Here is a 14,888-nt window from a genome sequence, read left to right as displayed (position 1 = left end):
TCATTATCGTCATTCCGGCGAAAGCCGGAATCCAGGTTTTGATATTAAGAAGCGGCTGGAGCCGCAAGTACTTAACGTCCCCAGGCTGGAGCCTGGGAACGAGGGGGCGCGGTGTACCTGTCCTCTGTTTACTTACAAAAAGACTAAACTCTTGCATTATTTTGAGGTTTGAATGCCCTGGCCAGACCGCCCTGGGATGTTTCCCGGTATAAACTTGGGAGGTCATGTCCGGTCTGCTGCATAACATCCACCACCTGGTCAAAACTTATCAGGTGACGACCGTCTGAAAGCAGGGAATATTCAGCAGCAGCCAGGCCTCTTATGGCACCAAATGCATTTCGTTCTATGCAGGGGACTTGCACCAGCCCCAAAACCGGATCACATGTCAGTCCCAGATGATGCTCAAGACCAATTTCAGCAGCATACTCCACCTGATGCGGTGTACCTCCCATCAATTGAGCAGCTGCAGCAGAAGCCATGGCACAGGCTACTCCCACCTCACCCTGACAGCCCACCTCTGCACCAGAAATAGAGGCGTTTCTCTTAACCAGATTGCCCACAATGCCGGCAGTGGCCATGGCCTTGATTATGCTGTCCTCAGAGACTTTGAGCTCTTTTTTCAGATAAAGAAGAACCGCAGGGAGCACCCCGCACGATCCGCAGGTTGGCGCAGTCACAACAAAACCCCCAGCAGCATTCTGCTCGGATACAGCCAGGGCGTAAGCTGAAAGGAGTGCTGTGCGCTGTGATTTTTTATGCAGCTGTTTTGTTCTGGCCATAAAGCTATGGGCTTTGCGCTTGAGGTGCAGGCCACCAGGCAGACAGCCTTCTTTACCAAGACCTTCTTCAGCTGACTGTTTGATCTTGGCCCAGACAAATTTCAAATATTCCCAAAGTGATGGGCCCTCGGTTTCCATTGTTAGAGACCATATGGGCTGGCCGGTCTTTTCGGTCCACTCCAGCACCATGGCCATGGAATCCTGCTTGTACACATAAGGGGTTTCTGCCTGACATTGCCCCAGTTCACGCAGTTCTCCGCCTCCAATACTGAATACAGTCCATTCTTCCAGCAGATTGTTGTTGCCATCAAAAGATCTGAAGCGCATGCCATTGGGATGAAAGTCAAGACTGCTCTCATGCCAGATAATTTCGCAGGATAAGGGTGCAAGGCCCGATAATATTGCCTGGTCTGTAAGGTGTCCTTTGCCGGTCAGACTCAGGCTTCCGTAAAGATCCACCTTTATCTGGCAGGCTTTTGAGTTACGCTCGCGAAATATTTCCGCAGCCCGTCTGGGCCCCATGGTATGGCTGCTGGAAGGCCCCATGCCGTAGCGGTAAAGCTCTTTTAAAGATTGCACATTTTTTCCTTCAATTCTGGTGAAAAGACATCTGACTAAAGGGTGCACTACGCGTTTCTGAAAAGTCACTTGGAGACAGTCCCGAAGCATGGACAGTCCCCCTCCAGGCAGGAAGCAGTGTCAAGCCGTCACAATCGGGTTTTAACCTTAGTAACTTACTGCCACAGTCCTGTAGAAAAAAAGAAATTTTTTAACCCTGACAAGAGCAATAATATCCAGGGTCCTTATTCTTCAGCCTTCAGCCTTTAGCCTTCAGCCTTTAGCCTTTAGCCTTTAGTCTGAAAAATACGGTTATCGCCCCGGGTTGAAACGATCCTTGTTTAAATTGGGTTGTGGGCACAACCCGCATTAGAATACTATGACAATATTTTCAGGAACAAGATCAGTTGGCAAATTTGACTGGAAGCTCCTGAATCCTGCCACCAATGATAGAGTTACTGAGCAGCATCTTCCTCTGTGTTTTGCATTTTTTTGCTGTTTTTTTGTGGTCCGAAATAAATCAGTCCAAATATCAGCCATGCCAGAGCTAAGACCGAAGTTCCAGCGAGTATTGGTGCAGGGCCGAATTGATAGATTAGTGGCAGGGAAGCTGCAGTGAACAAGCCTCCTCCTACAACCGGCTCAAACATCAGCTGCTTGTAGCCAAAGCTTTCCATGGCACCTGTTTTGTTGTCAGGGTCAACAATACGCATAAGCAGAAGTCCTATGACTGTCATTCCCATGCATTGCCCAAAGTTACCCATGCCCATGGCAAAAGAGTTTCTCGGAAACATAAGCGGGGCAAGCACGATAAAACCAAAGAGGTTCCAGGCTATTCCTGCAGCTGCAATTATTAAAAAGGGATAGATATTTTCGCCAATGGCCATTAATGACAGTGTAGCCAGGGCAGAAACAATAAGTATATCTAATGCTGCACCAGAAATGCGATTTATAAGTTTGCGGTCAATGTATTTTGAGTAATGTACTTTATCCAGAAAGATCTGGATAAGGACGCCGCCAATCATGGCCAGGGGAAAAAGAGGCACGTGGCGCATAAGTTCAAAGTCACTTCCACCAAAAGCCATTCGTTCCAAGATCATAAGTCCCTGATGTAAAAGCCAGCCAAAGCCTATGGCTGCACCGACCAAAGCCAGATGCAGGGAAAGAGGCTCGGTCATGGCGCTGAATTTATCAATATCAAGATTTTGGGTCTCTCTTTCATCATGGTCTGCAAGTTCTTCCATGTCCTGACTGCTGGTTTTGTCAGGGGGATTAATCCTGCCAGTACGAACTCCCCAGTTGATGAGCAAAATGCCAAGAAGAGTTCCCATTACAACCCCAACAGTTGCCAGCGCCAGAGCCAGATCTGCTCCATCTGCAAAACCAAGCTCCTTAAAAGTATCGGCAAGGCCTGCAGCAGTCCCATGGCCGCCTTCAAAGCTGATTTCTATCAGTGCTCCGGATAAGGGGCTGATGCCCCACACGGGAGTCAGCAGAAAAAGAGCAAGGGAAATGCCTATTACATATTGTCCCCAGGCCATGGTTTGACCATGAGCCACCATGGGGCCTGCTTTATGCCAGATTTCTTTTACTGGAGGAATTTTTTTGCCGAGAAACAGGGCAGCAAAAACCACGCTTATAAGCAGCCCGGGAAGTCCTGACCAGACATCAAGAATGCTTTGCGGGAATAGACCCTGCCAGAGCCAGTGTTCTTGTTTGATTATCAATTGAAGACCGTTGCCAAGGACCTGGTGGCCTAAAATCAGCCCGATAAAGCCGGCAATGATGGACGCGGGTATGAATAGCTTTTGAAAGATTTCGAATTTGCGACGAATTATTTTTCCTGCAATGAGCAGAATGCCAATAATGATTAGTGCATAGAATATTTGTTCAAGGTTCATGCTTTAGCTCATATATGTTTTGTTAAAGGTTGGAAAGATATTTTTTCACGCTGCAACAAAAGATTTATTCCAATGTATCTGCTTAGCCTGGTCTATGGCACGGGACCTTTCAAGCCCCGACCCTGGTTTGATACTTCTTGAAATTCTCAGCCTGTTCAAAGATTTCCTTATATACTTCATCCCGGTCCACCGGGGGATAGCCGTGCTCGGCCAGGAGAATGATCAGATCAGCCTTGAGTTCGGCCTTGATATCGTCACGGCGGTCCCAGTCCGTGTATCTGGCCTTGTCGAAAGACGGGCTACAAAAAAAATCACTTCTTAACCTTATGAATCTTGTCATGACATACAGTACAAAAAGTTTGGAGGTTTTCTTTTGTATTCTTACCACCCTTCGCATGATATTGAATGTGGTGCAATTCGAGGTGCCTTGGATCGGAGGGGTTCCATTCTTCATGTGACCAGCTGCACTCACTGCATTTGTATCCATCTCTCCGCAGCACTTCCCTGCGAATATTGTCTGGTATCTTCCTATCGTGTTCATAACCTTGACGGTCGGCTTCAAGCGTGTAGGCACCTATTGCCAGGTCCGGGCGGCCTGTAGACTTGGTGACTATGGGCCACCCTAGTTCAGTCCTGAGCTCGCGGACCCGTCTTGCCCATTCCATTTTGTTTCCTGAAACATATCGTAATTCTTAGTTGGTGACCTGTTTGCCCACATTTTTCCGGAGATATTTGAGAATTTTGCTGCGAATCGAACCTTTTTCTTTACGAATGCTATTGGCCAGATTCCACCGGTGGGCCGCATCCCTGTCCTGGTCTTCATCAAGCAGTACATAATCGTCTGGTTTCATGTCCCGGTATTCATCAGGAATTTCCACCTCCTGATCCAGAAGCATTTCCTTTATGGTCACACCGCTAGCAACGGACCAACCGAACTGAACCCTCAATTCCCTTATCCTTCGAGGGTAATCCTGTATTCCGGAGACAACCATCAGTTCATCACAGGCAATCACCACTTTGGGATATTTACGAAAGTAATAAAGAATACGCTCTCTCGCAGAGGATGTGTGCTTTGAAGAGACCAACGATTGGCCCATCTTTCGTAGTTTATGGAAAACCGGCACCAAGGCAGTTACTTTTGATCGAAGGTCATCCTTCTTAAGCTCGACCTTGAAGTTGAGAATCAGGTTTTCGATTTCCTGAAGTGTTTTTTCCTGATCAACCGTCATTTAAAAAAACCTCTAATTTTTTTGACAAGTTTTGTGCATTTCTGGTTTCACATTCCCAAATCACAAGTACGTCCCAGCCCAGATCCTTCAAATGCTGAATGTTGTTCCTGTCCCTATTGATATTGTCGTTGAGCTTCTTGTTCCAGAAAGACTGGTTTTCATTCGGCCGTTTACGCTTGGAGCACTTTTCATGTCCATGCCAGAAACATCCGTGAACGAATATGATTTTTTTGAGCCTGGGCAGGACGATGTCAGGGGTTCCGGGTAAATCTCTCCGATGGAGGCGAAACCTGAATCCCATGCGAAAGACCATGGACCTCACTATCATTTCAGGTTTGGTATTACAGCCTTTTACCCGGCTCATGACCCAGCTTCTTTTTTCTTCGCTGAAGCAGTCAACCATTGTGGTAACCCTTGAAGGTCAAAAGAGTGTAAACCACGTCCGCTACACGGGCCGCCATCACAGGAGGAACCGCATTGCCGATTTGCTTGGCAATTTCAATCTTGGTTCCCTTGAGGACGAACTCATCCGGAAAGGTCTGCAGTCTGGCTGCTTCACGGTGGGTTATGGGTCTGTGTTGCTGAGGATGAAGATATCTGCCCTTTTCGGGTTTAAAAAACTCGGTACGGATGGTGAACGCAGGTTTGTCCCACCAAAGCCTTCCAAATAAATCCGTTCCACCTGATTTTTTTCTGAGCCAGCACTTGGGTGTGAGATCAGGGGCGACTTTTTGCAGATCGAAGCGGTTCATTCCCTCATCCGGGATTGCCCGGTATCTTTTCCGGCTGAGTTCAGTAGGATTACGTCCAAAATGCAGATCCAACGGTGGTGGAACATTTCTTATTTCAGTTCCTTCAGGCGGGGGCAAATCTCCTATTGCATCCCTGACACTCTTCCATTTCTTTGGCTTATGCAGATAATCGCTCAGTTTTAATAACGACGAAGAATGCTTACTGTTTTTTCCATTGGGATTGTAATGGGTTTTTCGTGGCGGAAACAGCACTTTGGGATCGATTATCCTGCATCCTATGATGAACGCCCGGCGGCGGGTCTGAGGGACCCCATAGTCTGCAGCGCATAGTACCTCGGCCCAGACCTTGAAGCCCATGGCTTGGGCCATGCCGATAATTTCACCGTGCTCAAATGATCCTAAAAGTTGAGGAACGTTTTCCATGACAAAGGCCTTTGCCCCTGAACGTTCGACAATTTCAAGAAAAGGCCTCCAAAGCTGTTTTCTGGGATCGCCATCACGATTTTTATTCAACAGGCTGAACCCCTGGCAAGGAGGCCCCCCGATTACCACGTCAGCATCCGGTATGGTAATGGCGGGATTTTTCAATATCTCGACAATGTCTCCTGGAATACAGTGTCCTCCGAAATTTTTATTGTATGTCTCAACGCAGTATTTATCGAAGTCGTTGGCCCAAACCGGCTTAAAGGCGTGGTTGAGAAACCCGGAAAATCCCAAAGTCATACCTCCAGCCCCGGAGAATGCGTCGATAATTCGGAAACTTGTGCTACTGCCTCTTAATCGGCCGCATGCTCTTTGATCATAAATCCTCTGGTCTTCTTGAAAGATGGAAAGATCATTAACTTCGTTTTTGGTGGTGTATTCCATTGTTTTGATTGGTGCTGGTTGTTAATTCAAGAGATGCAAACCATGTTGGATGTTTATCTCCTGGCCATTGATTTCTTATAGATTATCTGGCGGAACAGTTGTTTGGGGTCGGACCAAGCCAATCTGCTGAATTTTCAAATGATACGTTCCAAAAACAGGCTGATATTCTGCCTTAGAACGCCTGTTTTACCCTCAAAATGGGCACTGTAAGAGTCTTCAGGTTGTCATTGGAGCACTGATGACCACACCCTGTTCCCTGGATATTATCAGAAAAGCCTTTAAAAAAGCCCTTTTGAATCAAATTCAGGTCAAGTAACCATTTTCTTCAGTGGATTACAAGAAAAAAAGCCAGGCCCATATCTATGCAGCCAGGGTCGCGGCAGGAATGCAGGTTAGCCCGGCTCTGCTCTCATTCTTTTCCTCCTTCCCTATTGACCTTAAACACATGTCTGGCATCCAGTTCCCGTGCCAGCTCATCCTCACTGGGCAGGACTCGCAGATATTTGGCAGCAAGGAACTGTTCTCTGTCGATTCAGGATCAGGAACCCGCATTATGAGCCGGTAATGGGACCAACCCAATTCGCTACGCAACGTGTAGCCTTTTCCCAAATCTGGAAACGTAAGGAAGAACTGTCTGAAATTCTTGAGGTTGGCAACAGAAAATCCCTAAAATTACCCAATGCGTTACCCAATTCATTGGACATTACCCAATTCCCACTTGGCGGTTTTTTCCCACCGGGCGTTCTGGCCGCGGCCTAGACATTTAACCTGATCCCTGGCCCGAAGATTTTTGAGAATGCGCCGGATCATATCCACGCTAACGTTGGGGCACTTGTTTTGGAGTTCGGCCACACTGAAAGAACCAGATATGTTGTTGATAGCGTGTAATACGAGTCTTGTTTTTTCGCCCTTGGGACTCTGCATTCGCCCGATACGCTGCTCAAATTCAAGACAGGCCGTCCTGATGATGGAAAGAATGAAATTGATGTATGGCCAGGGGTCGTGTTTGCCTTCATGCCAGCCCTGGGAACTTTGCTCCAGGGTCTCGTAATATCGTTCCTTGTTCTGTTCGATGAGGCGCTCCAGACTGATATACCGTCCTACCTCTAAACCCAAATGGTAACACTGCAGAAGCAAGAGCAGCCTTGAAACACGACCGTTGCCGTCACGAAAGGGGTTGATGCACAAAAAATCAAGGTTGAAGGCAGCCAGAAGGACAAACCCTGGAACTATACGATCACCGATGGCATCTTCGTACAATCCGATCATCTCCTTCATGTAACTCGGTGTAACCTTGGCTGAAACAGTTCTGAAGCGGACCCGTGACCGGCCATCCTGATACTTTTCGATAATATCGCCGTCTTTCTCCTTGTATTTTCCGGCATCCCAGATCTCACCGCGTGTCATACGGTGGAACTGAAGAATCGTTTCTTCGGATACAGGGATTTTTAAGCCTTGATCATGAATCCAGGTCAAGGCCTGTCTGTATCCCCGGACTTCTTCCTCATCACGGTGCTTCAGAAGAGGCTGGCCGAAAACGATGGTGGTAATACGAGATTGATCGACTTCAACGCCTTCAATCCGGTTGGACGACACCGCGCTTTCAACGAGGGCGTGCTCCCGCAGAGCCTTGAGACGCTGGGGCGATTGGCGGGAAAATAATTCCTGTTTGCCCCGTGCCTCGCCAAGGTCCGCCAAATACCAGGATGTGGCTGCCGGCACGGAATCGAACCTGCTGGAAAATAGCCGCAGGGTCGTCATGACTTTTTCCCTCTGTACGGCAAGTTGTTTTCTTTAACCATCATTTCATTATTCTCAATTAGCCAATGGCTTGCCCCCAGCCTGTTCCCTGGGTATTATCAGAAAAGCCTTGAAAAGTCCCTGTTTAATCAAATTCCGGTCAAGTAACCATTTTTTGGTGGGGATTACAAGCGAAAAAGGCAGGCCCGTATTCACGCTCATGAAGACCTGATCGTCTGAGCTTGATGTTTAAAAGGTTCTTTATGTAAGGTTGCTACCGAGTACTTCTCTGACATTCAGCCCATCTTCTACCAGTTCATCGTATCCGTGTTCCGATATTCTTACATCGCCACAAAAGTAGTGCCGAAAAAATAAGCCTGAAATAAGATAACATTTTGAAATAACATAGAATTTCGACTAAACATGCGGAAGCTGGGGTTAAGGTTATGGTTGCATATAAGAGATAATAGCTTTAAATGAAACCCCGACAAAAAAAGTTCATACGGCAAACTAATAAATTCAATTGTTTATCAGAATCAATCATTCATATTCAGGAGGGTAGGAATGCCAAAAGTAACATACCTGTTGACAATTATTTTTGCTTTACAATTATACTCATTTAATCCTGGCGTGATACTTGCCCAGGACAAAAATGATAATTCCGGTAAACCTGTTATCGGGGTCATACTGCCTTTTTCATCAGCATTTTCTGACATTGCTTTGGAGCAACAAAAAGCAATCATGATTGGCGCTGAAAAATATAATCAACTTTATGAACTTGTTTTTAAAGATGGTGGTGCTGACAAACAAAGTGCTGTCAACGTTTTCCAGGAACTAATCCGCTTTGAGGACAAACTTCACACTGTCATCTCCTGTTCAAGCTGGGCTTCAGATGCAATTCACCCCCTGGCGGCTGAAGAGAATATATTCCATATAGCCATTGGAAGTGCCGCTCTTGATCGTAAAGCTGAAAACAGGACAGTGAGGTTTACCCTTGATGCCGTACAGGAGCAGCGTCAACTAAATGAGTACCTTGAATCTTTTGAACGTATCGCTGTTATGGGAATGGACAATAATCTGGGAAAAAGCTGGATTGAAATGCTTAAAAACAGATTCCCAGACCGAATAGTTGCTGACCATGTGTACGATCCTCAACAATTAGACATCAGAACAAAACTTAAGGATATATATAACAGCAGTCCGGATGCTTTAGTCCTTATCAGTGCCGGTGAGGCAGCTGAAATTGCAAAGAAGGCCCGTCTGTCCGGGATTAACTCACAGCTCGTGGGGACACGTCCTATAGAGAGATCAGAGCTCTTAAATGAACCAGAGTTTACAAATGGTCTTGTCTATACTTATCCATCCTACAATTTAGATCACAGCTTCATAGCTGACTTTGAAGCACTACATCAGGAAATACCCGGTTTCTTTGGTGTTGAAGCATTTGATGCCATAACAACTCTGTCTCAGGCCATGGAAAATGGTCTTTCGAGACCTGATGAGCTATTTCGCTGGTATGAAGGGAAGATATTTACAGGTGCATTGGGCAGGGTAGAATTTAATGCTCAGGGTGATGCTTCATATCCTTATCTTTATAAAGAAATAGCTGAAGGTAAATTTAAGGTAGCTGATTTTCAGTTTCCCATGCTTTTGAAGTCAGCTGAGGAAGAATTAACATCTATCCTTGCCCAAATGGATAAGAACATTGCAAAAGCTGCAAAAAAACTTTCTCATACTGGTCTTACCGGACCGGAAGCTTCAAAAATACTTCAAAACTTATACAGCGAGAATCCATACGCCTTTAACTCGGTCAGTGTAGACAGAAAGGGAATCATCAAAAATGTAGCTCCTGATATTTACGAGGAAGTTATTGGGAAAGACATAAGCAATCAGGAACAGATTATTCGTTTGCACGAGACACAGAAACCGGTATTAAGTCAGGCTATTCCAATGGTTGAAGGTTTTGTAAGCATTGATCTGGAGTATCCTGTTTTTGATTCTGACAATGAATTTATTGGATCAGTGAGTATCCTTCTGAAACCTGAATTTTTTGCCAGCGTTATTGAACAGAAGGTATATAATTTTCCTGTTGAAATGCTTGTCCTTCAGACAGACGGCACAATTATATACGAGATAAATGAAGAGGAAATCGGCAAAAATGCTTTTTATGATCCAATGTATGAAGATTTTCCATCAGTTATAAAGGTTGCCCGTAAAATGGTCAAAGAGCCTGAAGGTAAGGGTGAATATCGGTTTATGGACGCATATATGGATCAAATCGTAGAAAAAAAGATCATCTGGACCAGCATTGGTCTTCATGGAACTGAGTATCGTCTGGGGTTAATCTACTCTGGCTCATAATTTTATTCAGGACAAAAGATGGGTTTGCTGTATTTTTATATTGGATGACAGTCACGCTTCTGTCTCCTTTTTAGGTAGGCGCAATAAAACATAATCATCAAGCAGGTACGTTATTCTCTCAATCCTGTGGGTAGCCTGCCAGGCAGTCTTAAGAGTCAGATCATGTTTTTGCAGGCTAACCCCACCATATCTGGTGCGTATCTCATTAAAATGTTCCTGATGGCTCAAGGCCAAACCCTCCAGCATTGAGGATGTGACTGCAAAAAAAAACCTGTTTCCGGAAAGAAAACAATCAGTTCAGCATCCGGAAATAATAAATTTCCGGATGGAAACCAGTTACATAACCCTGGCATGAAGAGTTGATGAGTGCTCTCCATGCCCTGCTTCGGCCCTTTTATGCCTTTTTATGATTGCTGTCAGTCCTCGGAGCCTCGTTGACTGATTCACTATTCATTCTCTTCATATCTTCCCTTCTCGTTGTTTGTAGCCAATCTGGAGCTGATGATTCGTATTCGTTCCCCTCTGTCAGTATGGACGATAACCATAAGCCGCCCTTGAATGGATCGCCCAATCAGGACAAAGCGTTCCTCACTGATAAATTCAGGTAAAAAAATTATCATTCAGTTAATAACCGGAATAAGATACCTGTCAACAGGAGCAAAGTTATCCGTTAAAACAGGAAGTGAATGTTCAAAATCTCCAGCCCATACATTCTGAAGCATCCTGTCAATTTCTGGATCAGTACTTTCCAGACTTACCGGATCAGAAGATTTAAACGCTGCAATAATAATATTCTGGTTACTTTCAGGATTTTTATGGCTGTCCACAAGAAAAGCCATTGTCTGCGGAAAGATTTCGGCAAAGGTCTGGTATTGGGCCTGAAAGAAACGGCTGTTGGGACCTTCAACAGGTGATATTATGTTCATAAGGACCACTGATCCAGGTGTTAGAAGCCGATACATATGTTTTACCGCCTCAATGGTGGTCATTTGAAACGGGATGTAGTACGAGCTGCTGAAAACGTCGGATATGATTGCGTCGTACTTTTCTTGAGCGGTGTTGAGAAAAGACCTGGCGTCCATATGAATGGTGCGCATTCTTGGGTTTTCGTTCAATTTAAAGTGTTTTTTGGCCAGACTGGTGAAGAGAGGGTCAAGCTCAACAACATCAATTTCAGCATTGGGCAATGAAGCCAGGTAATATTTGGGAAATGAGTAGGCTCCGCCACCAAGCATTAGAGATATTTGAATATCTGGATTGAAGTGCTCAATGAGCTTGAAGTATTTGGTGTACTCAAGGATAAGCTCGGTTGGATCATCAACATACATTGCAGATTGAAATCTGTTGGGGCTGGTGGTTGCAACCCTTACCATTCTGCCTGAATCCTGTTCATAACCTTGAAAGATTTGTATCCGGCTATAACGCGAATCATAATCATAGAAGCCCTGTTCCTGAGCCAGGCTGCGGTAAGATGTAACAGTTGCTATGCCCAGAGCACCAACAAGCATGAGAGCAAGCTTGGCCCAGGCAGCAGGTTTAATTGCTGCAAGTAAAGAAAGAAGACCCATGACCATAGCAAGAAAAAACAAAATGCTTGTACTGGCAAAAAAGGCCACAAGTACAAACCCTGAAAGAAAGGTTCCTATGATGCTGCCTATAGTAGATAGTGCATACATGCGACCAACTGCTGACCCGGATGTTTCTAAACTTTTGATCCTCATTTTCACAGCATATGGAGTGATCATTCCCAGTCCAATACTTGGTGGTCCAAACAAAATTGTGGTGGCCAGAATCACATTCATATAAATGCCCGCACCTGAGTCAAGGAGAAAAGAGAGTACAGGCCTGTGAATCATAGTACAGAAGGCAATCAAAAGTCCTGAAGAAAGTATTATAATGGACAGTCTGCCCATGGTAGGGCCCTGGTCTGCAAACTTTCCACCCACGGCATACCCCACGCTCAAGCTTGCCAGGACTATACCTATCAATCCTGTCCAGACAATAATTGAAGTCCCCAAGTATGGAGCCATAATTCGGGCCCCAACCAGTTCCAGGATCATAACTACAGCCCCTGATGTGAAAACTATTAATTCTAAAGAGTAGTTTTTCATGATAAATGTCGCATCCTTAGGAGAAATTGAAAGTGAAAAGAGCTGCATTCGGGCGGCTCAGGATCAAACTTTCGAGTGCCAAGTGCTTTCGGCGCTCACTACTTTATCGACTTTGACCATGAGTTGCAAACTGCAAAAACTGATGGTGAATTTTTGTAGTCAAAATGACAAAGATAAGATATTAATTGTTTCTTGCAAACAGGAACGAAGGACCAGGAACTTTGAACTCTCAAGTTGGGGATATGTATGCATCAAAATCAGGAAAACAATAATGGTTGTGATCATTGCAGGTCGCTAATCAGCCACCTTCCAGATGTTATTGCCCGTTTGGATAAGGATTGCAGGCATATTTATATAAGCCCTGCTATAGAAAAGTATCTGCATATGAGTATTGATGAGATTCTTGGCAAGACCTTCAGTGATCTTGGCTTGCAGTCTGATCAGATTGTGTTTCTGGAAAGTCAAATTAAACAGGTTTTTGAAACTGCCAAGAGTCGCGAAACTAGCTTTGCCTTTACATGGTTAGATAAAAAGCTGATTTTTAACTGGAGGATTATTCCTGAATTTCAAGGGGATGAAGTAGCAAGTGTATTGTGTATCTTCAGGGACGTTACAGAAGAGCAGAAAGCGCGCATTGCCTACAAGTCCATTTTTGCAAAGATGTTTGAAGGTTACTTTTTTAGCAAAGTAATTTGTGACCAGAACGGACAACCTGTTGACCTTGAAGTTCTTTCAGCTAATGAGTCAGCTGAAAAAATCATTGATTTTTCTGCTGCTGATGTTGTTGGTAAAAGAATTCTTGATTTGTTTCCCAGAATCGAAAAATTCTGGATTGAAAGATTCGGCAGAGTAGCCCTGACAGGAGAACAGGATCAGTTTGATGGTTACAGCGTACAGTTTGATAAATATTTTGAGGTTTCTGCCTATTCTACCATGAAGAATTACGTTGCAGTTATATTTAGAGATATAACGCAGCGCATTCAGGATCGCAACGACCTGTTAAAAGCCAAGCATCAGGCTGACAAGACCAGGGCCGAAGTTGAAGAAATTAACACGCAACTGGAAAAGGCCCTGGTTTATTCCAGAGAAATGGCTCAGAAGGCTGAGGAAGCGAGTAAGATCAAAAGTGAGTTTCTTGCCAATATGAGTCATGAAATAAGAACTCCCCTGAATGGAATTCTGGGAATGCTGCAGCTTGTGGAAACAACCCCCCTTGACGAGGAGCAGACTGAGTATATCCACAATGCATTGTCATCTGGACGCAGGCTGACTAAATTACTTAGTGATATTCTCGACATTTCACGATTTGAATCAGGCAGGATGAGAATATCCCATGAAACATTTGATCTCGCAGAGTTATTGCGCGGAGTATACGAAGCCTTTTTGCATGAGGCCAGTATCAAGGATATTTCATTTAATTTGAATATTGATAAAAAAGTCCCTCACATGCTCAAGGGTGACAGCAAGAGGGTTTCACAAATTTTTTTGAATCTTGTGGGCAATGCTTTGAAGTTTACTTCCAAAGGCAGTGTCAGGATTGATGTGCATCGTCTCCAACAGGATGAAGAAAAGGTTGACCTCTTGTTTATCGTTAGTGATACAGGTATTGGTATCCCTGACAAAATTCTGGAAAAGGCGTTTGAACCATTTACTCAGGCTGACTCTTCATATACCAAAGATTATGAGGGAGTAGGGCTTGGATTGAGCATTGTCAAAAGACTGCTTCAGGCTATGAACGGCAACCTTTCCATTGAATCAGAAGATAATGCCGGCAGTTCGGTATACGTCAAAATATCCTTCAGTGTTGCTCGTGGAAGTGATGTTCAAGCCTTGGATGAAGCAGAGGTTTCCGGTCAAAAGTCACTTGCAGCTCCGAGAATTTTACTGGCAGAGGATGATAGAATAAACAGGCTTCTCGTGGAAAAGATGCTCAAAAGACTCGGGTGTATTGTCAAGAGTGTTGAGAATGGCAAAGATGCGGTTCAATGCCTTGAAAATGATACTTTTGACTGTGTTCTCATGGATGTTCAGATGCCGGTTATGAATGGAGTAGAAGCCACACATGAGATTCGTAATTCTGATAAAATTGCCAATGCTGAAGAGATTCCTATCATAGCTGTGACATCCTACGCCATGGCAGGAGACCGTGAAAAATTTATTCAATCCGGTATGAATGATTACCTTGCCAAGCCTGTTGAGTTCGATGGATTGTCAGGTATGCTTGCCAAGCATGTGAGAAATAAGAAGCAGTCTGCTGTTTTAGTGTGATCCAGGGTATAAGGATGCCAGGTTCCCCTTCCCAATGACCTAAATTTTGGAGACTGACATGTCATCAAATTCATATCAGGCAGATAAATCAGCCCATGGCGGCAAGATGGATACTCCTGTAGTAATAGCCAATCCGATTTATGATGCTGTATTTAAGTATCTGATGGACGATTTGCCTGTGGCCAGGGTGATCATTTCCACCATCATTGGCCAGGAGGTTGAGGAGCTGGAGTTTAAGCAGCGGGAACGTTCAGCTCAAGTGGCTTCTCTTGGAGTGACCATCTTTCGTTTGGACTTTTCAGCTGTAATCAAAACCGCTGAT

14 protein-coding genes and 2 pseudogenes are annotated in these 14,888 nt (G+C 44.8%); 3 read left to right on the top strand and 13 right to left on the bottom strand.

What is annotated here, in order from left to right:
• Positions 1-143: 143 nt before the first annotated feature.
• From LZ23_RS12070 to LZ23_RS12035, 10 genes and pseudogenes are all read right to left on the bottom strand, one after another.
• Positions 144-1,358, bottom strand: coding sequence for an L-serine ammonia-lyase (locus LZ23_RS12070; protein WP_045215399.1), 1,215 nt, complete (start codon positions 1,356-1,358; stop codon positions 144-146).
• 434 nt (positions 1,359-1,792) lie between these two features.
• Positions 1,793-3,238, bottom strand: a complete 1,446-nt coding sequence (locus tag LZ23_RS12065; RefSeq protein WP_045214560.1) for a sodium/glutamate symporter — start codon at positions 3,236-3,238, stop codon at positions 1,793-1,795.
• A gap of 109 nt (positions 3,239-3,347) precedes the next feature.
• Positions 3,348-3,578, bottom strand: coding sequence for a type I restriction enzyme endonuclease domain-containing protein (locus tag LZ23_RS25555; protein ID WP_045214558.1), 231 nt, complete (start codon positions 3,576-3,578; stop codon positions 3,348-3,350).
• A complete protein-coding gene (locus LZ23_RS25710) occupies positions 3,550-3,738 on the bottom strand; it encodes an HNH endonuclease (RefSeq protein ID WP_492207394.1) in 189 nt (62 codons plus the stop codon). The genes LZ23_RS25555 and LZ23_RS25710 overlap by 29 nt, the downstream gene beginning before the upstream one ends.
• Positions 3,739-3,807: 69 nt before the next feature.
• A pseudogene (locus tag LZ23_RS25705) lies at positions 3,808-3,918 on the bottom strand (KpnI family restriction enzyme N-terminal domain-containing protein); the annotation flags it as partial.
• A 12-nt stretch (positions 3,919-3,930) separates the two neighbouring features.
• Positions 3,931-4,467, bottom strand: a complete 537-nt coding sequence (locus LZ23_RS24690) for a KpnI family restriction enzyme N-terminal domain-containing protein (protein ID WP_198145986.1) — start codon at positions 4,465-4,467, stop codon at positions 3,931-3,933.
• Positions 4,457-4,870: a very short patch repair endonuclease gene (locus tag LZ23_RS12050; protein ID WP_045214557.1), complete on the bottom strand. Its 414-nt coding sequence runs from the start codon at positions 4,868-4,870 to the stop codon at positions 4,457-4,459. Before LZ23_RS12050 ends, LZ23_RS24690 begins: the two co-directional genes overlap by 11 nt.
• Positions 4,863-6,086, bottom strand: coding sequence for a DNA cytosine methyltransferase (locus tag LZ23_RS12045; RefSeq protein ID WP_084591043.1), 1,224 nt, complete (start codon positions 6,084-6,086; stop codon positions 4,863-4,865). Before LZ23_RS12045 ends, LZ23_RS12050 begins: the two co-directional genes overlap by 8 nt.
• Positions 6,087-6,446: 360 nt before the next feature.
• Positions 6,447-6,740, bottom strand: a pseudogene (locus LZ23_RS25545) (hypothetical protein); the annotation flags it as partial.
• A gap of 39 nt (positions 6,741-6,779) precedes the next feature.
• Entirely contained in the window at positions 6,780-7,847 is a 1,068-nt protein-coding gene (locus LZ23_RS12035) for a Fic family protein (RefSeq protein WP_045214554.1), read from the bottom strand.
• Positions 7,848-8,390: 543 nt separating this feature from the next.
• On the opposite strand from LZ23_RS12035, the gene LZ23_RS12030 reads away from it, so the two are divergent.
• On the top strand, positions 8,391-10,187 hold the full coding sequence (locus LZ23_RS12030; RefSeq protein WP_045214553.1) for an ABC transporter substrate-binding protein: 1,797 nt from the start codon (positions 8,391-8,393) through the stop codon (positions 10,185-10,187).
• 51 nt (positions 10,188-10,238) lie between these two features.
• On the opposite strand, the gene LZ23_RS12025 is transcribed toward LZ23_RS12030, so the two are convergent.
• The 3 genes from LZ23_RS12025 to LZ23_RS12020 form a co-directional block, all read right to left on the bottom strand.
• On the bottom strand, positions 10,239-10,415 hold the full coding sequence (locus tag LZ23_RS12025) for a hypothetical protein (RefSeq protein ID WP_157493215.1): 177 nt from the start codon (positions 10,413-10,415) through the stop codon (positions 10,239-10,241).
• Between the two features lie 218 nt (positions 10,416-10,633).
• The gene (locus LZ23_RS25370) at positions 10,634-10,807 is read right to left on the bottom strand and encodes a BrnT family toxin (RefSeq protein ID WP_084591041.1); all 174 of its coding nucleotides are present in this window, start codon (positions 10,805-10,807) and stop codon (positions 10,634-10,636) included.
• Entirely contained in the window at positions 10,808-12,298 is a 1,491-nt protein-coding gene (locus LZ23_RS12020; RefSeq protein ID WP_045214546.1) for a fused MFS/spermidine synthase, read from the bottom strand.
• 246 nt (positions 12,299-12,544) lie between these two features.
• Here LZ23_RS12020 and LZ23_RS12015 point away from each other — a divergent pair, with 246 nt between their 5' ends.
• Both LZ23_RS12015 and LZ23_RS12010 read left to right on the top strand, forming a co-directional pair.
• Positions 12,545-14,566, top strand: coding sequence for a PAS domain-containing hybrid sensor histidine kinase/response regulator (locus tag LZ23_RS12015; protein ID WP_052507341.1), 2,022 nt, complete (start codon positions 12,545-12,547; stop codon positions 14,564-14,566).
• Positions 14,567-14,624: 58 nt separating this feature from the next.
• On the top strand, positions 14,625-14,888 hold a 264-nt coding region (locus tag LZ23_RS12010; RefSeq protein WP_045214544.1), incomplete at its 3' end, for a hypothetical protein.

Origin of the sequence: Desulfonatronovibrio magnus, assembly GCF_000934755.1 — a bacterium.
GTDB classification, from domain to species: Bacteria; Desulfobacterota; Desulfovibrionia; order Desulfovibrionales; family Desulfonatronovibrionaceae; genus Desulfonatronovibrio; species Desulfonatronovibrio magnus.
Note: the sequence above shows the minus strand (reverse complement) of the source record. Positions and strands in the feature narration are given on the sequence as shown.